This window comes from Sphingobacterium sp. HMA12 (assembly GCF_002933815.1).
Lineage (GTDB): Bacteria > Bacteroidota > Bacteroidia > Sphingobacteriales > Sphingobacteriaceae > Sphingobacterium.
Genome location: NZ_BEYR01000002.1, coordinates 216,069 through 239,638, shown reverse-complemented (window position 1 = coordinate 239,638; position 23,570 = coordinate 216,069). Strand labels below are relative to the sequence as shown.

The following is a 23,570-nucleotide window of genomic DNA, read 5'->3' as shown; positions in this document are numbered from 1 at the left end:
GAAAACAAATTTAAATTACTAGATTTGCAATCGCTGTGGTAATTAACCATATTTAACAAAATATAACACTGATTAACAGTAAGCATTGATTACTTTTGCACTATTCAAAATTTAATATGATCAAAAACTTTAAGAGACGTAGTATACAATTTTTACTTCCACTTTTTACGTTGGCGGCTTTTGTCGGCTGTAATAAGGACATTTCACTTTCTTTGGATAGTTCAAGAGATGAAACGATTGGCGTAGTACCAATTGATACTGTTTCCGTCAAAGTTTCTACCTACCAATTGGACAACATTCCGACCTCAAATACGGGAATGATTTTGGTAGGAAAAAATAGCAATGCCGTTACCGGCAGTGTTACCTCAACGTCTTATATGCGTCTAGGAATTGGTACAGTGAATAGTGCAAGTTTACCTGATGATGCAGTATTAGATTCGGTGACTTTGGTTGTCCCTTTAAATAGATATTATTACGGCGATACAACTAAGGTTCAAAAAATCTCAGTTCACCGTGTTTCAGAGGATATTACGCAAACACAGATTGACCTGACAAAACCTGTAGATGAACGTCCTGTATTTGTAACTTCAGCCGCGATATTCAGTAAGCAAAAATTCGCTTTTGACAATGCTTCGTTGGCTGAACTGTCATTCAAGCCTCATGTTAAATCAATTGACTCATTACATTTTAGATTTAATAATACCATCGGCAATGAATTGTTTACGATGATTAAAAATAATGACAACAGAATTCAAAATAATACGAGCTTTCAGGAATATTTCAAGGGCTTAGCATTTGTTCCGGACAATAGCAACAGTACATTAATTGGTTTTAAAGATACCGTATTTTTACAGGTCCATTATTCATTTTTGAACAATGAGGGCACAAAATCTAACGGAAAACAATATTTTTCAATTGATAACAAAGCTTTCCAATATAACCAGATCGAGGCGGACCGTTCGGCGACCAAGTTTGCATCCTTGTCAATAGCCAATCCACAGATCGCAAGTAAACAGACAGAAGGCTATACATTTTTAGAAGGATCGACTGGCGTTGTAGCAAAAATTGAGTTTCCTACGTTATTGGAATTAGTAAATAATCCCTCGGTGTCTATAAATAAGGCTGAATTGGTAATAGAAGTGGAAAACGCTGCAGCAACGAATTTTGCACAGCCAAGTAGTCTGATCTTGATGGTTGCAGCTAACAACGGTAATCCCATCAATCTTGTAACAACACCGTACGGGACCACGACCCAACAAGTACCTTTAGTACCAGGAAATGATTTCGGTTCAAATGGTAAGTATACGTTCAATTTGATTGAATATTTGACAAAAATTAAAACAACAGCATATAAAAACACTTCATTATATCTATCTTTACCAACATCGGAGCTATTTTCAACAGGAAACAGATTAATCTTGGCAAAAGACAATGAGAATGATCCTAAAATTAAATTAAACATCCTTTATACTAAATTTTAATAATTTATGAACAAGAAAAATTGGCTACTCGTTTTATTAGCTTTTGTATTTACAGTTACAACTTTCTCTTCTTGTAAAAAAAGTGACGACGATGAATCTGATAAATCAGACGAATGGTTTGAAAAAGCTGCATTTAAAGGGCCACAAACTTCATCTGCTGCGAGCTTTTTGATAAATAACATTGCTTATGTTTCAACTGGTTTAGCAAGTAATGCTGGGGGAAAACCTTTCCGTGTTCAAGATACTTATGCATACGATGCTGCATCCAATACTTGGGCAGAGAAAGCTCCTTTTACTGGCGTAGCGAGAAACGGTGCTATCGGTTTTTCAATCGGCAATATCGGTTATATCGGTGGTGGAAATGATGGAACCAACAACTTAAAAGATTTCTACAAATTTGATCCAGCAGCTGACGGAGGTAAAGGCTCATGGTCTCCTATTGCACCCTTGCCAATTGCATTATCAAATGCTGTTGCGTTTACATTGAATGGTGCTGCATACGTGGGAACAGGTGAAACGGTTGTCAACGGTGGAACTACCAACACAAATGAATTCTATAAATATGATCCAACGGCGAACACTTGGCAGGCGATCAGTGATGCTCCTTTTTCTTCTAAAAGAAAATCAGCATTTTCTTTTGTCGTAAGTAATGTTGCATATATTGGTGGAGGTATTTCAAATGGTTCTTACCCGAAAGATTTCTACAAATTTGATGGTAGCAAATGGACTAAACTAAATGATTTAAACAGAGCAGACAATTCATATACTTATGACTTAACCCGCTCAAGTGCTGCTGCATTTGCAATCAACGGCACCCCATTTGTAGTTGGTGGTTACAAAAATGCTGTTATCAACACCGTTTGGAAATACAATGTCGGTGGCGATTACTGGACAAATGACAATGGCAACTTTGCTGGTTCAGCACGTCAAGATGCTATAGGCTTTGCAGTAGGAAGCAATGGTTATGTGACTACTGGTCTGAACGGATCTACCCGTTTTGACGATACTTGGATGTTTACTCCGATTTATTAATCGAACTAAGATCAGCATAAAAAAAGAGATGAAAACTAAGTTTTCATCTCTTTTTTTATGCTGATTGATGCTGTATTTCAAATGGCCAGATATATATATCCGAATCAATTTCACTCGTAGACACGTATATATTAGTAATCCAATAGAAATCTTCATGACTGATGCAAGGCTACCTTTAGCCGAACGCACTATGCAGGATCATCGCTTCGGCTCCAAATAAAGCTCCTTCGACAACGTCGGGTCAAAAGAAAAAGCCGTATCCAAGGGTACGGCTTTTCTTTACATGTATTTTGTATTGGTAGGCTATTACTTTTCAATCGCCTTAATCTCGTACAACGTATTCCATAATTTACCTGTTACGAACAAACGTTTATTGGCATGGTCATAGGCTATACCGTTCAGCTCATTATCATAAGCTGCAGTATGCTCATAGATACCGACGAGATTAATACGCCCCTCTACTGCACCTGTCTCCGGATTGATGATTACAATGACATCTTTCTGGTACACATTTGCATAAACTTTTCCGTCAATATATTCCAATTCATTCAGTTCATCCACCGGACCATTCTCGTCATATACACCAATTGCGTTCAGCTCTTTACCCGTAGCTGCATCTAAAAAGAATAATTTGTTTGATCCGTCCGATTTGATCAGGTGCTTTCCATCGTAGGTAATTCCCCAACCTTCTTTACTATTTTCGTATTTGAACGAGCTTTCTTTTGTAAACGAGTTTTTATCAAATACATATCCTTCTCCTTGCTGCCAGGTCAACATAAACAATTTGTTGCCTACCAAAGTCATTCCTTCAGCAAAGGTTTTTTCATCGAATTTGATTTCTTTCAGTACCTTTCCTGTTGTCAGATCTACCTTTCTAAGGTTTGACTCCCCATACCGTCCATTTGACTCATACAATACACCGTCAGCAAATTGAAGACCCTGGGTAAATGCTGTCGTATCATGTGGATATTTGTTGACCACTTGGAATCCATAGTTCTTAGCACTCGCCGGAACCACATAGAAGGTACTCGAAACGGAATCAGACTTACCACCGCTGTAGACTGTTGCAGAAATATTCCGCGTGCCGTAGGCCATGTCTTTGGTCTCAACAGTAATGGCTACCGTATCAGTTGAAGAACCCACATGTTTGTCGTCTACAAAATAAGCAACAGAGTCCATGGTAATAGCATCAAATTTCAATTTCAATTGCACTTGACTACCCTTCAATACCGCTTGGTTAGCACCCGGAGATGCAAATTCCAACGCAGATTTTTTCGACTTACAGGAAGCAAAAGCAAGTGCTGCAATCGCAATAAAATACGTGATTTTTTTCATCTATATAATTAATTTTTAGCGCTGATGAAAAGATCTTATTTTTATAAAACAGTATGTTTAAATAAATCATGATCGTCTCACCATTATGATTTAAAAAGTCCGATTCGAAACCAGAAACTCCGCGTAACCGACAGCCTATGAGGCCAGGGTCGCCTACCTCAGTCCAATACCTAAATGCTATGATCAACTATCCCAAAAAGCATCTTTTATATAAGTTAGTTCCGAATGCGTACCATGTGTCAAAGCCACGACATCAAACCTCACTTCACCTACATAGGCATATTTCAAGATATAGGCTTGAGCTGCACGAATCAGTCGCCGTTGTTTGCGGGTATCCACAAATTCATAGGGTTCACCAAAATCTGTCCTCGATCTTGTTTTCACCTCCACGAATACCAGTGTATCCCCATCCATGACGATCAAATCTACTTCTAAATTCTTAAATCGCCAATTTCTTAACACTATTTTATAGCCCATCTTGATCAGATATTCCATGGCCAATTGTTCGCCCTGTATTCCTATTTCAAGATGTTTCGCCATATCATCCGAGTTACTTTACGATTGTATTACCCAAAAATCCGCCCAAAAGCCGCTCTGCTTCTTTGAGCTTTTGGTACTTAAAGATAAGTACTTCCAAATTAGCAACATCCTGTTCTTGCTTCATTTCTTCGCGAATATGGTGCATTTCGGCTCCGATTTTTTGCTTTTTTATCCGATAGATGGCTTCGACAACCAATTTTTTAAGATGTTCATACTCCTGGCTTACATAGATCTTACGTTTATCGTCGTTCCAGTTTTCGCTGAGCGAATATTTTGTTGCGACGCAATTGATCGCCAGTTCGGAAACAGCAGCATCAGGATTGGAATAAAATAATTTTGCATCTGGGATTTCATAGTTTTCAGCGGCATCCCGATAAGCTTTTAGAATAAATGCAGCGGCCTTATCTTTAAATTCGATATCGCCGATGTTCCCTAATAAAACGCCTGCAACCGGAATGTCGCCATCGCCTTCCCAAGTCGCCAGATAGTCACCGTAGTTGATCAGGATGCGGACGATTTCCCGTTCCTGCAGAATCTCAGCTGTCAGCTGCGTGGGCTCCGCTGTAGCCTCCATGGCCGGCACGCTCCCACGTTCATCATCCGTCATAAAGAAATCCGGTGGTGGCCCATCCATTCCAAAGGGCGGCATTCCCGTATTTGCCGGGCTATTCTGCGCTTTGCGGTTGGCATCTTTATCTGCCTTCTTTGCTTTATTTAGCCTTATTTTATTCAGCTCTGCGAGCAAGATGCGTTCCTCAATATCCAATAAATTGCTACATTCACGAATAAATACCGAGACTTTAATTTCATCCGGAATCAAAGCAATACTCTCCACCACATCACGGATGACTTCGGCCCTTTTTATCGGATCGTTGTTGGCGTCACGAAGCAAAATACTTGTTTTATAGAAGATAAAATCCTGCTGGCGGGATTTCACATAGTCTTTAAAGGCTGTGGCTCCAAACTTTTGCACATAGGAATCTGGATCATTTCCATCTGGGAAGAGCAATACCTTCACATTCAGACCTTCTTCCAATAACATATCGGTCCCGCGCAGGGAAGCCTTTATACCGGCTTCGTCGCCATCATAAAGTATGGTTACATTTTTCGTAAACCGGGAGATCAATTTGATCTGACCTGTCGTCAGGGAAGTTCCCGAAGAAGAAACCACATTTTCAACACCTGCCTGATGTACAGATAGGACGTCTGCATAACCTTCAACGAGGTAGCAGTTATCCTCTTCCATGATTGCCTTTTTGGCAAAATTCAAGCCGTAGAGAACATCTGATTTATGATAGATCTCGCTTTCGGGGGAGTTCACATATTTGGCGACCTTTTTGTCGGTCTTTAGCGTCCGTCCACCAAACCCGATAATACGTCCGGTCAAGTTATGAATAGGGAACATAACACGTCCCCTAAAGCGATCGTAGAGGGATTTGTCGTCACGCTCAATGGCAAGCCCACTCGCTGCAAGGTAATCCGGATGGAACCCTGCTTCCTGTGCTTTATCAACTAGTGCGGTCCATTCTTCGGGCGAATAGCCGAGTTCGAATTTCTTGATGATATCCTCACGGTATCCCCGTTCTTTGAAATAGTTCAGTCCGATGACCTGCCCCATTTCACTTTTCCAGAGTTGCTCCACGAAAAATTTACCTGCCCAGGCACTCAAGACATAGAGGCTTTCACGCTTATCCTGTGCTGCTAACTGCGCCGGAGAGCGCTCAACTTCTTCGATCTCAATGGAATATTTATCTGCCAGATAACGGATTGCTTCGGGATAGGAAAACTTCTCCAGTTCCATGACAAACTTGAGTGAATCGCCCCCAACACCGCAACCGAAACATTTGTAGATACCTTTTGAGACAGAAACGTGAAACGATGGTGTTTTTTCGTGGTGAAATGGACAGTTTCCGATCAAGGAAGTGCCACGCTTCTTTAAATCAACGAAGTCACCCACCACTTCCTCTATCCGTGCCGTTTCCAGTACTTTATCAATAACCTCTTGCTTTATCAAAACCCTGCTCCTATTTTTAATGTAAAATTAGTATAAATCTGATAGATTTCAGTCTCAATCCAATTATTTATGCCACCTCAATTCCTGCGTATTCAAACCGGGAAAAAGAGATTTTTCGTGCTGTCGACCTGAGTATTCCCCATCGATCTGGCGGACGGGCGGCACAAAGGTTCCATTCGCAGGTTATATGACCTATAAATTTGTATTTTATAGCTTTGCGACGAAATATTGACTTTTATCGACAAAAAACAATTTCGAATTCTTTACATTTGTTCTTCAATTTATAGCTGATTAAGATAATCAAAATGAGTAAAACTATCAAGAAAATATGCTGTATAGGAGCGGGTTATGTGGGCGGGCCAACGATGTCTGTAGTTGCCAAGCAATGTCCTCACATCGAGATCACCATTGTCGACATGAATGCGGAACGTATCGCCGCCTGGAATGATCAAAACCTAGAAAATCTTCCTGTTTATGAACCCGGCCTGCAAGAAATCGTTGCCGAGGCAAGAGATCGCAATCTGTTTTTCTCAACCGATATCAACAAAGCTATTGATGAGGCTGATATGATTTTTATTTCTGTCAATACCCCGACCAAGAATTACGGGAAAGGGAAAGGAATGGCAGCAGATTTAAAATATATCGAACTATGTGCACGCCAGATTGCGGCAGTCGCCAAAGATGACAAAATTGTCGTTGAAAAATCCACACTTCCTGTACGTACTGCCGCCGCTTTGAAAAGTATTCTTGATAATACGGGCAATGGTGTAAATTTTCACATTCTATCCAATCCTGAATTCTTGGCTGAAGGAACTGCAATACAAGATTTGATCAATCCGGACCGTGTGCTGATCGGCGGTGAGCATGAGGAAGCAATTGCGGCTTTAGTGGATATCTATGCGCACTGGGTAGATCACAGCAGAATCTTGACTACTAACTTATGGTCTTCTGAGCTCTCTAAATTGACCGCAAATGCTTTTCTGGCGCAACGGGTCTCTTCGATCAACTCCATCTCGGCGCTTTGTGAAAAAACGGGCGCTAATGTAGATGAAGTGGCCAGAGCCATTGGCATGGACACTCGTATTGGTTCCAAATTCCTAAAAGCATCGGTTGGCTTTGGGGGATCTTGTTTCCAGAAAGACATTCTGAATCTTGTTTATATCGCGCGTAGCTATGGGCTTACGGAAGTTGCCGAATACTGGGATCAGGTCATCATAATGAATGATTATCAAAAACACCGCTTTGCCGACAATATCATCCAAACGCTGTACAATACTGTATCGGGAAAAAAGATTGCTTTTTTGGGCTGGGCATTTAAAAAAGACACCAATGATACCCGTGAATCAGCAGCAATCTATGTAGCCGACTATCTATTAAATGAACAGGCCGAAATTACGGTATACGACCCTAAGGTATCTGCAGAACGTATTTACGCTGACCTGGACTATCTGAACACCCGCTCATCGGAAGAAAACAGGACGCTGGTCAAAGTGGTCAATACTCCTTATGAAGCCTGTGATGATGCACATGCCGTAGCGGTATTAACCGAATGGGATGAATTCAAAACCTATGACTGGAAAAAGATCAAGGATGAAATGAAGAAACCAGCTTTCGTATTCGACGGGCGAAAACTACTGAACCGGAAGCAACTTGAAGATCTAGATTTTAAATACTACGCGATTGGGGAATAACCCTAACCTGATAATAAAGAAGAACCCTCAGTAGCTACCTGTATCTTGATACAGATAGCTCTGAGGGTTTTGTTTGTGCCTGTTAGCAACGCATAAGGAAAGAGAGATGAAACACAAGCGAAGCAACAGGACTTTTTATCTTAATTGTTTAACATGCCATAAACTTCATTCATGTAATACGATTCCTGTAAAGCATCCCTAAAGTTTTGCCATTGTTCTTCATCAAAGGAGAAAACGATGTCAGGATAGGGTGTTTTCATGATCAAACGAAACTCCCCATCCGGGAATGTACTGAAGAATAGTTCATCACCATTACTCTTAATAATGTTCAGAAAATCGAAAAACTTATTCTGCGTAAATGTCAGTACAAAACTTTGCTGCCAGATATAATATGTTCTGCACTTATGGCAAACACTTATGTGGGTATCTCCGCGTTGACTTAGGATCTTGGTATCACACATACTATACATATTTATTTAGACTCATTATAAATAATATTCAAATGTAAGCATTGTTTTTAGAATAACAAGTATTTAAACAAAAAAAGGAGATATATTTTTTTATATCTCCTTTTTTTGTTTCATATGGGATTAATTCAATCCTCTTTTTTTCAATAAATATTTCGGATCTGGATCTGCTCCTCTAAAGATACGGTACATTTTTGCGGGATCATCTGTCCCTCCTTTTTCAAGTATATTCTTACGGAATGAATCCGCTGTTGCTTTATCGTACAGCGATTTTTCCTTAAAGGCTGCAAAAGCATCAGAGTCTAATACTTCTGACCAGATATACGCATAGTAACCTGCTGAATAACCTCCAGCAAAGATATGTTGAAAATAAGTGCTTCTATAACGCGGAATAATTGCATCAATAATACCTATTTTCTTCATTGCCGATTTTTCAAATCCATTGACATCTTTCGAAATTTCTTTGGTCGTGGCATGATAATCCATATCGAGCAATGCTGCCGAAAGATATTCTACTGTCGCGAAGCCTTGATCAAAGGTTCCTGCTTTTTCCATTTTCTGAATCAAGGAGTCTGGCATGGCCTCTTTGGTCTTAAAATGTTTTGCATAGGTTTTTAATACTTCTGGATCCGCGGCCCAATTTTCCATGACCTGTGATGGTAATTCCACAAAATCGCGTGGCACCGAGGTACCCGCCATTGATCTGTACCGCACATTGGAAAGCAGACCATGTAAGGCATGCCCAAATTCGTGGAATAGTGTGGTTGCCTCATCAAAAGTCAGTAATGCTGGATTTTTTCCGACAGGTTTTGTGAAATTACATACGATAGAAATTACCGGTGCAACACGTTTACCATCTTTTGTGGATTGATCGCGGTAAGAAGTCATCCATGCACCACCACGTTTCGATTCACGCGGAAAGAAATCCGCATACAAAAGTCCCAGATGTGAACCATCTTTGTCTTTCACTTCGTACACCTCTACTTCCTTATGGTAAGTTGGCACGTTGTTTAAGGCAACGAATGTCAGACCATATAATTTATTTGCTACAGCAAAAGCGCCTTCACGTACTGCTGGTAGGCTCAAGTAGGGTTTTATTTCATCTTCATCCAATGCAAAGCGTTTTTTGCGGATAATCTCTGTATAATACCTCCAATCGTAAGGTGCAACAGCAAAAGTCCCCCCCTCAGCTTTAATTTCATTGGCGATATCGGCTTCTTCACCTTTTGCTTTCGCCAAGGCCGGTGTCCATAACTTATTTAATAATGCATATACATTTTCAGGTGTTTTGGCCATGGATTCCTCAAGCACATAGGCTGCATGTGAGGCATAACCTAATAGTTTTGCCTTTTGAAGACGAAGATTAACAATTTTCTGAATGATTTCTTTATTATCATTGATGTTATCATGGTTACCGCGCATTTGATATGCCTCCCAGATCTGCTTTCTCAGCTCACGATTTTTTGCATACTGCAGGAAAGGCATGATTGAAGGATTTTGTAAGGTAAATACCCATTTGTCCTTTTTACCTTTGTTAACGGCTTCTTCGGCGGCAGCTGTTTTCAATGATTCAGGCAGGCCTTCCAATTGGCTTGCTGAATCTACTACTAGCTGGTAGGCATTGGTTTCAGCCAATAGGTTCTGGCCAAACTGTGTTGTCAATGTCGAAAGTTCGGCATTGATCTTTTTCATTTTTTCTTTATCAGCATCCTTCAGATTTGCACCAGAACGTACAAAGCTCTTGTAGGTCTCTTCCAAAAGCTTATTGTCCTGTGAATCCAAACCAAGTGTATTACGGCTGTTCCAGACTGTTTTGATTTTATCAAATAGCTTGGAATTCATCGAAATTTCATCGGAATGACTTGACAATATTGGCGCCAAATCTTTCGCAATTGCCTGAATGCTATCATTGGTATTTGCGCTATTTAGGTTATGAAATACAGTAGATACACTGTTTAACAAGCTTCCTGCATTTTCAAGGGCTACTATCGTATTTTGGAAAGTCGCTTTATCGGAGTTATTGACAATGGTGTCAATCTCCAGATTATGTACTTTTATTGCCTCTTCAAAGGCAGGTCTAAAATGTTCAGTTTTGATCTTGTCAAATGGTGGAACATTAAAGGGCGTTTCATAGGCTAATAAAAGAGGATTATCTGTCATCATTTTTTTTTCCTCACAACCAACAAATGCAGTTGCCACTATCATTATAAATGGCAAAAGTTGTCTTTTCTTCATATCGTCTGATTATTCCTGATTTTTTTTCAAAGATAATAAAATTAGGCAAATACGGGAGCCCTCTTCTTTGCATCGCAAGCGAGCAAATAAACCGTCATCCTATTGTAAAACAAAAACTTATTCGTAAACCTTGTTAAAAATAATCTGTCAATTTGGGTAAAAATATTTTAATGAGCGCTATTAACCGTTTCTTTTGGAGATGTGCAGGTGTACATCAAGAAACTCTTGAAAAGTATCCGGAGGAGCATAGTAAGTACACAGCCATAGGTGCTACTATTTTTTTTACAGGGCTGTTTGCCAGTCTTTCCGGCGGCTATGCCATGTATTTCGTGTTTAGTGGGGGAACATTGGACTGGTTGCTGGCCATCGTATTTGGCATTATTTGGGGTCTGGCAATATTCAATATGGATCGATATATCGTATTGAGTATCAACAAATCAAAAGGTGGCTGGATGCAACTCTTGCAGGCACTGCCCCGTATTCTACTGGCTATTTTAATCGGTTTAGTCATTTCCCGGCCTTTGGAACTAAAAATTTTCGACAAAGAGATCCGCGAGAATTTACGTGTACGTTACCTTGCCGACCAGCGCGCAAAGATCGACACCCTCAATAGTACATTCAACAAAAAATACAGCAATGAGGTCAATCAATTAAAGGCGATAAGTGTAGAACGCGATTCACTGGAATCTAGTATCAAGACCGACCGCACCAAATTGAATTATGAAATCTATGGCAATAAAACCACGGAGACATCGGGCGTGATGGGTTATGGCCCTTATGCTAAAATGAAGGAAGAAGATCTTAAGAAGAAAGAAGCTTATCTGGACACGCTCCGCAACAAAATAACAGGACAACAAAATGCTATCCGCCAAAAGCAAAAATTTGAAGGGATATTGGATCAAAAAGTTTTGTCAAATGCTTCTCTGGACAGCGCCGTGAACGTTGCGGGTTTCGCTGATCGCAATTCGGCCCTGGGCAATCTGCGCTACGATGCGAATGGTAAAGTCAATGAATCCAATGCGAATGCGGTATTCTTTATCGCGCTGCTCTTTGTGTTTCTGGAATGTCTTCCTGTTATTGTCAAACTGTTGGCCGGACGCGATCCCTATGATAACGAAATTCAGAATCTAAGAACCTTACATGATTACGAATCGGATACCAATCTCGTTGTGGAGAAAGAGGCTGTTGATCGTCTAAAGGATACTTATGTGGATGTTTCGATCAACAAACGCATGAAGGATTTTTAGTATTAAGTAGTTAGTAGTGAGTATTGAGACTTTAGTGGGTACAAGCCTACGGCTTATAAGTGAGCTTGCTTTATTGCTTTATCTATTACTATGGAAATATGAGTACTGAGACTTTAATAGGTACAAGCCTTCGGCTTACGACTTTAGATTGAGGATTGAAGAGCTCATCTGCAAGAAGCCAAGCGCTTTTATGCTCAGCTCTTCAATCTTTGTCGTTATGCCTACAAAACCTGTCGGACACGAGGGCTTAATTATTCATCTTCGTCCAGAAATTTAACATCGATCTGCTTATTCGCCTTTGCGCCCAAACGCTTCAGCTTCTCGACTTTTCCGATGACATTTCCCGCCCCCGTAGACAGCTTTTTGGTCGCATCCTCATGGCTTTTTAATGCGCGTTCCAGCTGATTTTGAACCTGCTCCATATCTGTCAGAAAGCTCACAAACTTATCGTACAAACTTCCTGCTTCTTTGGCAATTTCAATCACATTGCGCGTCTGGCGTTCTTGCTTCCATATACTGGCGATGGTACGCAATGTCGCCAGCAGCGTCGAAGGGCTCACGATAACGACCTTACGGTCCCAAGCATCGCTGAATAGATCCGGTTTTTCTGCGACGGACATGCTCAATGCGGATTCAATCGGCATAAACAACAGGACAAATTCCGGCGATTCTATCCCATATAGCTCATGGTAGTTTTTGGCGGAAAGTTCTTTCACGTGATTTTCGACGGACTGTACATGTTGCTTCGCGAAAATCGCACGGTCTTCGTCAGTCTCGGCATTTACCCAACGCTCGTAAGCAATCAGGGAAACTTTAGAATCCACGATAAGATGTTTATCTTCGGGAAGATCAATAATCGCATCGGGCTGCATTCTCCGCCCTTCGGCATCCATCAGGGAGACCTGTAGCCTAAATTCACGGTCTTTCATCAGTCCCGAACGTTCCAGGACTCTTTCCAAAATCACTTCCCCCCAATTTCCCTGCTTTTTCGTATCTCCTTTTAACGCTTTGGTGAGGCTATTAGCTTCATCCTTAATCTTGAGACTCTGTTCGACCAGCTGCAGCACGACACCTTTCAGCGAATTTCGTTCGGCCGCTTCCTGATTGTAATTTTTATCTACCTTCTCTTCAAACAGCTTGATTTTTTCCTTTAAGGGATCCAGGATCAGGCCGAGTGAACGGTGGTTTGTTTCGGTAAATTTCTGCGTTTTCTCTTCCAATATTTTATTGGCGATTACTTGAAATTCATTGTTAAACTGTCTCTTTATTTCAGCTATTTCATTTTTTTGTTCCTGAAATTTATCCAATTGAGCCTCATAGAATGAACGTGTACTTTCCAGCGAGCGCTCAGCGACCAATACACTCTCGCGCTCTTTATCTAATTCATTTCTTAGCATTAAACGTTCTTCGAGCAAACTTTGCTCCCGTTGCTGCGAACGCGCCAGTTCTATTTTTAGCGTCTCCACTTCTTTATTCTGACCAACATCGACGGCAGGAGCACCATTTCTTTTCAACACCAATATGATCAAAATGACCAACAACAAGACAATTCCTGCAAAGAAAAATATTTCCATGATTTATATTTTACGAGAATAACAGCTTCTGGCTTTTGTCACCGTGTAACTGTTATTGAAATTTTTGAATACTTTAAGTTCCGACGGAAGTATACATTGATCGTTTTGCGCGATCGTACCCCATTTTGACCAATGCATATATGCCCTTATAATTCGGGAACGCTTCAATCACTCCCGTATCACTGCATATGGACATGGGACATCCCATGATTTAGTCATTTCATGACAAGTGATCCGTCATTTACTATCGCTTATTGCAGCTTTTGATGGGTCTTCCACCACAGATCGGGCATCTCTCCGGAAACGGCGAGTTGATAATCTTCATAGCGGCATGGCACAAGATAGTACCGTTCATTGACAGATTTTGAGCCAAAATAAGGTACTTGTATCCACCAACGGTCAGACTTCTTACTTTTCACAAAAACCAATTCATGTTCCTCATTTTCAAGTGTGGTACGATAAATAATATAGGATGATTTGGGATACAATGGTGTGTCTTGCTTGCGGTTATAATAGCCATCAATAAAACACCAGATCATCTGTGACACCAACATGGCGGTCTGTTCCATCGGGTCAAATGTTGGATTCAGTTCATAGAAGCCGATAGAAGTACATTTATCCGACATGCCTGCGTAGCGTGCGAGCTGGCAGGCTTCGTCCCCATACAACCCATTTGGAATTGCATTGGCGTTGCCCGGCGCTTCCGAAGCACGGATGGCTCCAATGTCAAAGCTGATCATATCAGCCGCTCGGATAAGTGGTTCGGACTGATCCATCCTACCTGCGATCATGCCCACGCGGGTTGCATTGAAAAACAATTTGTCGTACATGTTGATGGATTCTTTACTGACAAGGTAGGTCTGGTAAGCAATAGAATTCAGGTTGAATAGGTAATCGGGCTGATGTAGAATAATGTGATTGACATAAGACCTGGAATTGAGACTGACATTTTCGGCTTCTTCCTGATTGAGATCGAAACGTGCATCCACAATGGCAAGTTCAATCTTCCGTTCCAAATTCTGGTACCCCAGGTATTGTGCATAGGTCAAATCCTGTCCGCCACCAATAATAACCGGGAGGATATTGGCTTTCACCAACTCTTCGACCACTGATTTTAAGGCAACGTAGGTATCCTGAATAGTATTACCCGCTTTTATATTTCCGAGATCTACAATATTCATTTTATAATCCCCCTGATAGAGGGTATAAAGATGCTTGCGTACGGCATCCGGGGCTCTGTTCGTTCCATTGTTATTGACCGAAGCCCGATCTTCCTGTACACCGACGATAGCCAATTGCGGCTGTTCATTTTCCTCCCATGCAGGAAAATCAGTTTCGTAAGCCTGGATGACATTCCCCAGTTGGGAATTTAGGAAACCATGCTCAGGAGAGATACTTGCAATTGAGATCGGACTGAAGAATACGGACAATGATGACATAAGCTATAATTTGTTTAAAACATCTTATTTTTTCGGGATGCAACTCACACAAATATCCATTTATTAACTAACTTTTGAAAACATTATTTTTAACAGTATCTTTATCAAGTGATATTAATAACTGGAGGAACAGGTTTTTTAGGGTCTACGCTGATCAAACAATTGATAGACCGCGGAATTGACGTCATTGCCATCAAAAGAGCTCAATCGACCATTCCGCCCACCCTGTCGTCCTCATCATTGATACAGTGGATTGATGCAGATATCAGCAATTATTTTGAGCTGGAAGATGCCCTGGAAGGGGTTACCAAAGTGTACCATTGTGCCGCACTGGTCTCCTATCAGAAGAAAGATGCCAAATCAGTCTTTAAGGTCAATGTAGAAGGCACAGCTCATATTGTCAATCTTTGTTTAGCGAAAAACATTCGTCTGCTCCATGTCAGTTCAATCGCCGCATTGGGTACAAACAAAGACAACTTACCTGTATCTGAAAAAGACCATTGGGAGCACAGCCCCACAACCTCCAACTATTCACTTTCTAAATATCAGGCGGAAATGGAAGTTTGGCGTGGTATTACGGAGGGACTGGATGCCGTTATTGTGAACCCTTCGGTGATATTGGGGGCAGCCGCAAAAGACAAGGGATCTGGGGCCATATTCGCGATGATCAATAAGGGATTGAAGTTTTATCCAAAGGGAAGTGTCGGTGTAGTTGATGTCGAGGATGTCGCGACGATTATGATCCAGTTGATGGAAAAAGGCGAAATTACCGCTGAACGTTATATCATCAATCACCTCAACATCTCCAATAAAGATCTGCTCAGTGTGGCCAGTGTCCTGATGAACAAGCCGGAGCCTACGATTGAAGTTTCAGAAACGCTCCTCCAGATCGCTTCTACAGTTTCAGGTATTTTAGCTGCTTTTAAAAAATCAGATTCTTCCCTGACCAAAGAAACGGCCGCTGCATCAAGTGCTAAACTACAATACTCCAACGCGAAGGTGCAGTCACTCCTGAACCACAGTTACCGCCCCTTGGAACAAACATTAAAAGAAATTGCAAATTTATACAGCAAACAGTAAAAACAATATAAAATATTAAACAACCGAACCCTGAACCCATCATGAGCTTACCAAATTATCCGATTAAAAATTAAGCCTCCGTGTTTATGATTGTTTCATTTGTTAAACAGTATTCCTGTGAAACCATCTCAAGCCCCAGCCGCTTGCCGAGGAAATAGATAGGTTGCCCATGATAGTTTCATCACCACTAAAAAACAAATAATTAAGATGAAAAACTATTACATCATTGATTTTGATAGTACATTTACCCAAGTAGAGGCACTCGATGAGCTCGCCCGGATCTCACTCGAAAACCATCCTGATCGTGAATCTATCTACAATGAGATTGAAAGATACACTAACCTTGCCATGGAGGGCAAACTTTCCTTCCGTGAAGCTTTGGCCGGTCGTGTGAAACTACTGAATGCGAACAAAAGCCACTTGGATAAATTAGTGTCTCACCTCAAGAAAAAAGTTTCAACTTCTTTCTCACGTAATCGCGAGTTTTTCAAAAAACACTCAGATACGGCCTGGATTGTTTCTGGTGGCTTTAAGGAATTTATCACCCCTGTAGTGACACCATATCATATCAAAACTGAGAACATCTACGCAAATACATTTAGATTCGATGAGGAGGGCAATATCATCGGCTTTGATGAAGAGAATCCTTTATCGAATGAAGGCGGGAAGGTACAGCTGCTAAAACAGCTGAACATCGAGGGCAGGCTTTTTGGTATCGGTGACGGTTATTCGGATTTCCAGCTGAAAGAGTCGGGTCTGATCGAAAAATTCTTTGCTTTTACAGAGAACATCCAACGTAAAAGTGTGACCGAAAAAGCGGATTTTATCACGCCTAGCTTTGATGAATTCTTATATGTAAATGATCTGCCACGTGCGATCTCTTATCCTAAAAATCGTATCCTTTGCCTCATTGTCGGGGATGTTCCGGAGATTGCAGCCCATATTTTGAAAAGAGATGGCTTCTCGATCCGTACGAAAGAGACCTTCGAAGAGAAATATGTAAAAGATGTCGGCATGCTGTTGTTAGGCGACAATATAGACATTACCGATGATCAGCTTCAACAGGCGGATAAATTAAAAACAATCGGTTATTTGGGCGACATCAAGGGGCATATCAACAAAGATATCTGCAACGCCAAGGGAATTGTTGTGTTTGATGATAAGAAAAATAAAAAGAAAAATTCGGAATTTATCCCACGTCGCATGGCCGAATTTATCAATAATGGTGACACTTATCTCAGCCGCAATTTCCCGAACCTGGTTTTACCAAAAGTAAAACAGGTGACACGATTGTTGCATATCCATAAAAACGTACCGGGTATTATGGCACAGATCAATAAGGTCTATGCACAAAACAACATCAATATTGTTGCACAGTTCTTAATGACCAAAAGCGATATTGGCTATGCCGTTACAGATATCCAGGGCGAATATGATAAAGATCTATTAAAACAATTGAAACAGATTGAAAACACCATCAAGTTTAGAATATTGTATTAACAACCAACCAGCTGATCTATAGTGTAGGATCAGGATGATAACATCCGCCTACCTATTGAGCACACGGATAAGATATGGATTAAAGAGCAAGGATAACAGACTATTAGCTGAACAATCAGGAGTTCTTCATCTTTGCTCTTTAATCTCTAATAACAAATAATTTTTAAATAAGCCCTATGTCCCTACATCAAGATGCCGAGTTAAAGAAAGCTGTCCTTGAATTACCTCAAAAAGAAAAAGACAAATTACTTGTCCGTCTGATCAGTAAGGACAAAATGCTGATGAAACAATTGCATTTTCAATTGTTGGAGAATGAATATGATCTGGAGGAACGTATCGCTAAATTGCGGAAGCAATTGGCTCAGTTGTTTGACGTTGGAACAAGTCAGATTGGCAATACTCCACATCACAGCAATTTTATTGCATTGAGCAAGCTGGTCAAACAGGCAAGCGGTTTGGTGAATGAGCATGAGAAAGTCACCAAAGACAAAACCAGTGAAGCTGAATTTCGTTTTTATATCCTACACCGGGTCATAGGTGATTATGAGCGACTATTTGATTCCTCCTATCAATCGGCAGCCCATAAATTGCATAAATATATCACGGGCCGTATTAAACATGCTGTCGGTAAATATGACAAACTCCATGAGGATTTTCAGTTCGATTATCGGGAAGATTTTCAAAACACCCTGCATGCTTTTGGTAATACAACATTAAAAAGCTATATTAGTGAACAGCGAATTGAGCTCGACCTAAATTAATCATGAGAAACAGCAAAAACCGTGTCAAAATCGGATCCTATCGTGTCACTGCCTACGAGCAGTATAAATTAATCTATTTAGCGATTCTTTTAATCTTATTGGCCTTTGCCTATACATTTCACTTAGCAAAATAGCGCATTGAGGAGCCTCCACGGCTAATCTTAAGGGACTGGCAGCATAACTCTTCTTTTCCCCACAACGTGTTCGTCCGCAATTCATGGCACCGTCTTTTTGCCTGGATATCAAAAGTTCACTTCTTGACAAGTTTTTACCAAAAAATTTAGCACAACATACCACATACTTAAGAGGATTTAATTAAATTCGCAATTATTCGAAATTTTTGCTCGTGGGAATTCAAGAAATACTAGAAAAATACAGCCAAAGCGAATCAGTCCAGTCGCTTACAAAAGCTATGCAGTCCAAAAATCCAAAGATTCAGCTGAAAGGTCTCATCGGTTCTTCGGATGCATTTATTGCCGTCTCCTCTTACAAATTGCAGGAGCGTCCAATGGTCTTTATTTTACCGACGCACGAAGATGCCTCCTACTTTTTAAGTGACCTGGAAAGCCTTCTGGACAAGCAGGTGCTTTTTTTCCCTTCTTCTTACCGAAAAGCTTTTGATTTCACACAGACGGATTCGGCAAATGTATTACAGCGTGCAGAAACATTAAGTTCGCTCAATCATACGTCGGAATTGCCCAAGATGGTGGTCACATACCCCGAAGCGATTGCTGAGAAGGTAATCAATCGTACCGATCTGGAGAAAAATACGCTGGAGATAACAGAAAACACAGCGCTAAGTATCGATTTTATCAATGAGTTTTTGATCGAGTATGATTTTGAACGTGTTGATTTTGTCTATGAACCCGGCCAATTTGCAATACGAGGGGGTATTGTAGATATTTTTTCTTTCTCTAACGACCTTCCCTACCGCATCGAATTCTTTGGCGATGATATCGAAAGCATTCGGACATTTGATATTGAATCTCAGCTTTCGGTCAATAAAATCCATAAGGTTACCATTGTTCCGAATGTCCAGGCCAAATTTCTGACCTCGCAGCATATTTCTTTACTGGAATATATCGATCAGGGGGCTTCCATCTGGATCAAAGACGCCCAATTCACCCTCGATATTGTCAAGGATGGATTAAAAAAAGCAAAACAACTGTGGTTGAGCTTGACGGACAAACAGAAGAAAGATAATCCTGACTGGCATAATCCCGAGTATGAATTTACCGATGAGAAAAACCTCAATGCTTTATTTTTTGATTTCCCGATCATAGAATTTGGAAAACAGTTTTTCTATAAGGGGGAAGTCATCCTCAAGTTTGACATTCATCCACAACCCTCATTTAACAAAGACTTTAATCTGCTGATCCATAATTTCAAGGAAAATGAAAGCCATCGGATTCAGAATCTGATCTTTTCGGATTCAACGAAACAGGTTGAGCGGATCTATACAATATTAGAGGATCTTGACAAAGCGGCTACTTTTATCCCTATTCATAAAGCATTGCGTGAAGGCTTTAGGGACGATAGCATAAAATTGGCCTGTTATACGGATCATCAGATATTTGACAGATATTACAAATACAAACGGAAAAAAGCTTACGAACGTTCGCAGGCGATTACACTGAAAGATTTACGGGATCTCAAACCCGGGGATTTTATCACCCATATTGATCATGGTGTGGGCCGATATGGCGGTCTGGAGAAGGTCGATGTCAACGGTAAATCTCAGGAGATGATCCGGCTGATCTATGCTGACAATGACCTGCTCTATGTCAATATCAACTCGTTGAACCGGATTTCAAAATATTCTGGCAAGGAGGGTACGGTTCCGAAGATGAACAAACTTGGTACGGATGCCTGGGATAAATTAAAGAAAACGACCAAGAAGAAGGTCAAGGATATTGCCCGCGACCTGATTATGCTCTATGCCAAACGGAAAGCTCAGCATGGTAATGCCTTCTCTCCAGATAGCTATTTGCAGAATGAACTGGAGGCATCGTTTATCTATGAAGATACCCCAGATCAGGAAAAGGCTACAGCAGATGTAAAAAAAGATATGGAATCGCCACATCCAATGGACCGGTTGATCTGTGGTGATGTCGGATTTGGAAAGACAGAAGTCGCCATACGGGCGGCATTCAAAGCCGTAGCAGATAGCAAGCAGGTCGCTGTATTGGTCCCCACTACCATCCTGGCATTACAACATCATCGTACATTTACTGAACGCCTAAAAGGACTTCCATGCAATATTGACTACATCAACCGTTTTAAAACGACCAAACAGATCAAAGATACCTTGGCGCGCCTTGCGGAAGGAAAAATAGATATCATCATCGGCACGCATCGCCTGGTGAGCAAGGATGTCAAATTCAAAGATCTGGGTTTGATGATTATTGATGAAGAGCAGAAATTTGGTGTTGCCGCTAAAGAGAAATTAAAGGCTATGCGCGCCAATGTCGATTCGCTGACCTTAACTGCAACTCCGATCCCAAGGACCTTACATTTCTCTTTGATGGGAGCACGCGATCTAAGCATTATATCAACACCACCTCCTAATCGTCAACCGGTACAGACCGAGCTTCATGTCTTTAATGAATCATTGATCGGCGAGGCGGTCAGTTATGAACTCGACCGGGGCGGGCAGGTCTTCTTTATTCATAACCGTGTAGCAGATCTGCCCCAGCTAGGCAATTTGATTCGCAAGCTCGTTCCCGGAGCACGTGTTGGTGTTGCCCATGGCCAGCTCGAGGGAGATGAATTGGAAGATGTGATGCTCAAATTTATTAACCACGACTTTGACGTACTTATCGCAACGACAATTATTGAAGCGGGTCTGGATATCCCGAATGCCAACACCATTATTATCAACCATGCACATATGTTTGGGCTAAGTGACCTGCATCAAATGCGGGGCCGTGTCGGTCGGTCGAATAAAAAAGCATTCTGTTACCTATTGAGCCCTCCACTGTCGACATTGACACCCGAAGCGTACAAACGCCTTTCAGCTATTGAAGAATTCTCGGAACTAGGGTCCGGATTCAATGTCGCGATGCGGGATTTGGATATTCGAGGTTCAGGAAATTTATTGGGTGGTGAGCAATCGGGCTTTATCGCTGAAATTGGATTTGAAATGTACCACAAAATCCTGGATGAAGCCATCCAGGAGCTTAAAGATGATGAATTCTCGGAGGTATTTGCGGATGAACAAGAGCGCAAATATGTTAATTTTACACAAATAGACACAGATCTTGAAGTATTAATCCCCGATGAGTACGTCACAAATATCACCGAACGCTATAATCTTTATACGGAGCTTTCCAAACTCGAAAATGAACAACAGCTGGCAGCATTTGAAAAAGAACTCGAAGACCGCTTTGGCCCTATTCCACACGAAGTATTCGAACTATTCAATACTTTACGCCTGCAATGGTTTGGAAAAACAATTGGGTTCGAGAAGATATCGTATAAGAAGAATACTTTAAAGGGGTATTTTGTCAATAACCCCAAATCAAGCTATTTCGAATCGGATCAATTTGGCCGGATGCTGTCTTTTGTACAGTCCCATCCTGAAATCAGCAATCTCAAAGAGGTCAAAGGGCAGCTTCGCCTGGCGCTAAGCAATGTAAATACAATAAGTTATGCGCTAAACCTCCTCAAACAGATGTTATCTTAAGTATGCTGGATTCTCCTCAATAATAAAATCTACTTATTATGTAGATTTTATTTATATTTGGTCTACAAGAAAGCCTTCCTATAGTGATCTGCACCTGGTGCAGTGAAAGGATATTGAAGGTTTTTATTGGCTATCAAGAACGGGCAGGTCCAATAACCAAATGCCATGAATTTTTTGATACCAACGAAAAATGAACAGTGATCAATAAAAACTAGCATGGCATCCAATACCGAAACGATTCTCGTCCATGAGGGACAACATTTCAATTCAACTGCTGCAGTAACAGCCCCTATCTTCCAGACCTCAACCTATATTGCAGACAGTAATCCTGCAGAATACATCAAAGCGGCGACGGAACCCAAACACCCTTACTTTTACCACCGTCACGGCAATCCAACCAATAGCCAAGTTGCGGCGGTAGTCGCCAAACTGGAAAAAACAGCAGATGCACTTGTATTTGCGACAGGTATGGCCGCGATCAGTAACGCCATATTAGCGGTTGTGAAATCGGGTGACCATATCGTTGCACAGCTTGCCCATTACTCCGGTACCTCCATTTTCTTTAAGGAATTTCTGACCGACTACGGCATTACCGTCACGGCTGTGGACCAAACGGATACCGATGCCTTTGCTCGGGCTATTCAGGCGAATACCAAACTCATCTATATCGAAACTCCTTCCAATCCCAATTTAAATATTACGGATCTAAAAGCCATTGGTGAACTGTCCAAACAGCATGAGATCCTGAGCATGGTTGACAATACCTTTGCCTCTCCGATCAATCAGACACCGCGAGACTTTGGGATTGATATCGTTGTTCATAGTGCTACTAAATATCTGGGTGGACATAGTGATCTAACGGCCGGAATTGTCTGCGGAAGTCAAGACTATATCGCAAAAGTTTGGAAACGCAGTGTCGCCCTGGGTGCATCTCTGGCGCCACTGGATTCTTGGCTACTGCTCCGCGGGCTGAAAACATTGAGTCTACGTGTCAAACAAATCAATTCAAATGCATTAGCGCTTGCTAACTTCCTGGATCAACATCCTAAGATTAAGAAGGTAAGTTATCCGGGGCTTATCAGCCATCCCCAACATGAATTGGCGGCCCGTCAGATGCGCGGCTTTTCAGGAATGATCTGTATTGAAGTTGATGGACAGGACGAAGAGCAGGCCTTTAAAAATGCACAATCTTTAATTAACAACCTGAACATCTTTATCAATGCTGCCAGTTTGGGTGGTGTTGAATCATTGATCGTACATCCAGCCAGTATGTGGGGCGGCCATCACACACAGGCGCAAAAGGAAGCTTCTGGAATCACTTTGGGCATGTTGCGCATCTCTGTTGGTATTGAAAATGTAGCAGATTTAATTGAGGATCTAGAGCAGGCGTTGAGGAAACTTGACTAAATTCGGGGTAGCAGCCCCGCTTTAATCCCATAAAATAAAAGAGAGCGGACAGTTAATATAGACTGCCCGCTCTCCGCTGTTT

General features: G+C 41.3%; 17 protein-coding genes. 10 read left to right on the top strand and 7 right to left on the bottom strand.

Going from position 1 to position 23,570, the window contains the following annotated elements; translation table 11 throughout:
- Nucleotides 1-116: 116 nt before the first annotated feature.
- A complete protein-coding gene (locus HMAT_RS14725) occupies nt 117-1,481 on the top strand; it encodes a DUF4270 family protein (RefSeq protein WP_104383622.1) in 1,365 nt (454 codons plus the stop codon).
- A gap of 6 nt (nt 1,482-1,487) precedes the next feature.
- Nucleotides 1,488-2,513 (top strand): kelch repeat-containing protein, encoded by a 1,026-nt coding sequence (locus HMAT_RS14720; RefSeq protein WP_104383621.1) that lies wholly within the window; start codon nt 1,488-1,490, stop codon nt 2,511-2,513.
- A gap of 306 nt (nt 2,514-2,819) precedes the next feature.
- On the opposite strand, the gene HMAT_RS14715 is transcribed toward HMAT_RS14720, so the two are convergent.
- The 3 genes from HMAT_RS14715 to dnaG form a co-directional block, all read right to left on the bottom strand.
- Entirely contained in the window at nt 2,820-3,848 is a 1,029-nt protein-coding gene (locus tag HMAT_RS14715) for a glutaminyl-peptide cyclotransferase (protein ID WP_104383620.1), read from the bottom strand.
- Nucleotides 3,849-4,031: 183 nt separating this feature from the next.
- A complete protein-coding gene (locus HMAT_RS14710; RefSeq protein ID WP_104383619.1) occupies nt 4,032-4,388 on the bottom strand; it encodes a YraN family protein in 357 nt (118 codons plus the stop codon).
- Nucleotides 4,389-4,398: 10 nt separating this feature from the next.
- Nucleotides 4,399-6,402, bottom strand: a complete 2,004-nt coding sequence (dnaG, locus tag HMAT_RS14705; protein ID WP_104383618.1) for a DNA primase — start codon at nt 6,400-6,402, stop codon at nt 4,399-4,401.
- A gap of 305 nt (nt 6,403-6,707) precedes the next feature.
- Between dnaG and HMAT_RS14700 the strand changes: the two genes are divergently transcribed.
- Entirely contained in the window at nt 6,708-8,093 is a 1,386-nt protein-coding gene (locus HMAT_RS14700; RefSeq protein ID WP_104383617.1) for a nucleotide sugar dehydrogenase, read from the top strand.
- Between the two features lie 140 nt (nt 8,094-8,233).
- Here HMAT_RS14700 and HMAT_RS14695 read toward each other — a convergent pair whose 3' ends face one another.
- Nucleotides 8,234-8,554, bottom strand: a complete 321-nt coding sequence (locus HMAT_RS14695) for a hypothetical protein (RefSeq protein WP_104383616.1) — start codon at nt 8,552-8,554, stop codon at nt 8,234-8,236.
- 129 nt (nt 8,555-8,683) lie between these two features.
- Entirely contained in the window at nt 8,684-10,795 is a 2,112-nt protein-coding gene (locus tag HMAT_RS14690) for a M3 family metallopeptidase (protein ID WP_104383615.1), read from the bottom strand.
- A 170-nt stretch (nt 10,796-10,965) separates the two neighbouring features.
- Here HMAT_RS14690 and HMAT_RS14685 point away from each other — a divergent pair, with 170 nt between their 5' ends.
- Entirely contained in the window at nt 10,966-12,042 is a 1,077-nt protein-coding gene (locus HMAT_RS14685) for a DUF4407 domain-containing protein (protein ID WP_104383614.1), read from the top strand.
- A gap of 251 nt (nt 12,043-12,293) precedes the next feature.
- On the opposite strand, the gene rmuC is transcribed toward HMAT_RS14685, so the two are convergent.
- Nucleotides 12,294-13,616, bottom strand: coding sequence for a DNA recombination protein RmuC (gene rmuC, locus HMAT_RS14680; protein WP_104383613.1), 1,323 nt, complete (start codon nt 13,614-13,616; stop codon nt 12,294-12,296).
- A gap of 251 nt (nt 13,617-13,867) precedes the next feature.
- The gene (locus HMAT_RS14675) at nt 13,868-15,055 is read right to left on the bottom strand and encodes a formimidoylglutamase (RefSeq protein WP_104383612.1); all 1,188 of its coding nucleotides are present in this window, start codon (nt 15,053-15,055) and stop codon (nt 13,868-13,870) included.
- Nucleotides 15,056-15,163: 108 nt separating this feature from the next.
- Between HMAT_RS14675 and HMAT_RS14670 the strand changes: the two genes are divergently transcribed.
- The 6 genes from HMAT_RS14670 to HMAT_RS14650 all read left to right on the top strand — a co-directional run bounded on the left by HMAT_RS14670 (nt 15,164) and on the right by HMAT_RS14650 (nt 23,488).
- Nucleotides 15,164-16,135 carry an NAD-dependent epimerase/dehydratase family protein gene (locus HMAT_RS14670; protein ID WP_104383611.1) on the top strand — a complete coding sequence of 324 codons (972 nt, stop codon included), beginning with the start codon at nt 15,164-15,166 and terminating at the stop codon, nt 16,133-16,135.
- A 207-nt stretch (nt 16,136-16,342) separates the two neighbouring features.
- On the top strand, nt 16,343-17,635 hold the full coding sequence (locus tag HMAT_RS14665) for an HAD-IB family phosphatase (RefSeq protein ID WP_104383610.1): 1,293 nt from the start codon (nt 16,343-16,345) through the stop codon (nt 17,633-17,635).
- A gap of 176 nt (nt 17,636-17,811) precedes the next feature.
- Nucleotides 17,812-18,396, top strand: a complete 585-nt coding sequence (locus HMAT_RS14660) for a hypothetical protein (protein WP_104383609.1) — start codon at nt 17,812-17,814, stop codon at nt 18,394-18,396.
- 2 nt (nt 18,397-18,398) lie between these two features.
- Nucleotides 18,399-18,530 (top strand): hypothetical protein, encoded by a 132-nt coding sequence (locus tag HMAT_RS27590; protein WP_262508767.1) that lies wholly within the window; start codon nt 18,399-18,401, stop codon nt 18,528-18,530.
- Between the two features lie 212 nt (nt 18,531-18,742).
- Nucleotides 18,743-22,081, top strand: a complete 3,339-nt coding sequence (gene mfd, locus HMAT_RS14655; RefSeq protein ID WP_104383608.1) for a transcription-repair coupling factor — start codon at nt 18,743-18,745, stop codon at nt 22,079-22,081.
- A 216-nt stretch (nt 22,082-22,297) separates the two neighbouring features.
- Nucleotides 22,298-23,488 carry a PLP-dependent aspartate aminotransferase family protein gene (locus tag HMAT_RS14650; protein WP_104383607.1) on the top strand — a complete coding sequence of 397 codons (1,191 nt, stop codon included), beginning with the start codon at nt 22,298-22,300 and terminating at the stop codon, nt 23,486-23,488.
- The last annotated feature ends 82 nt before the right edge of the window (nt 23,489-23,570 follow it).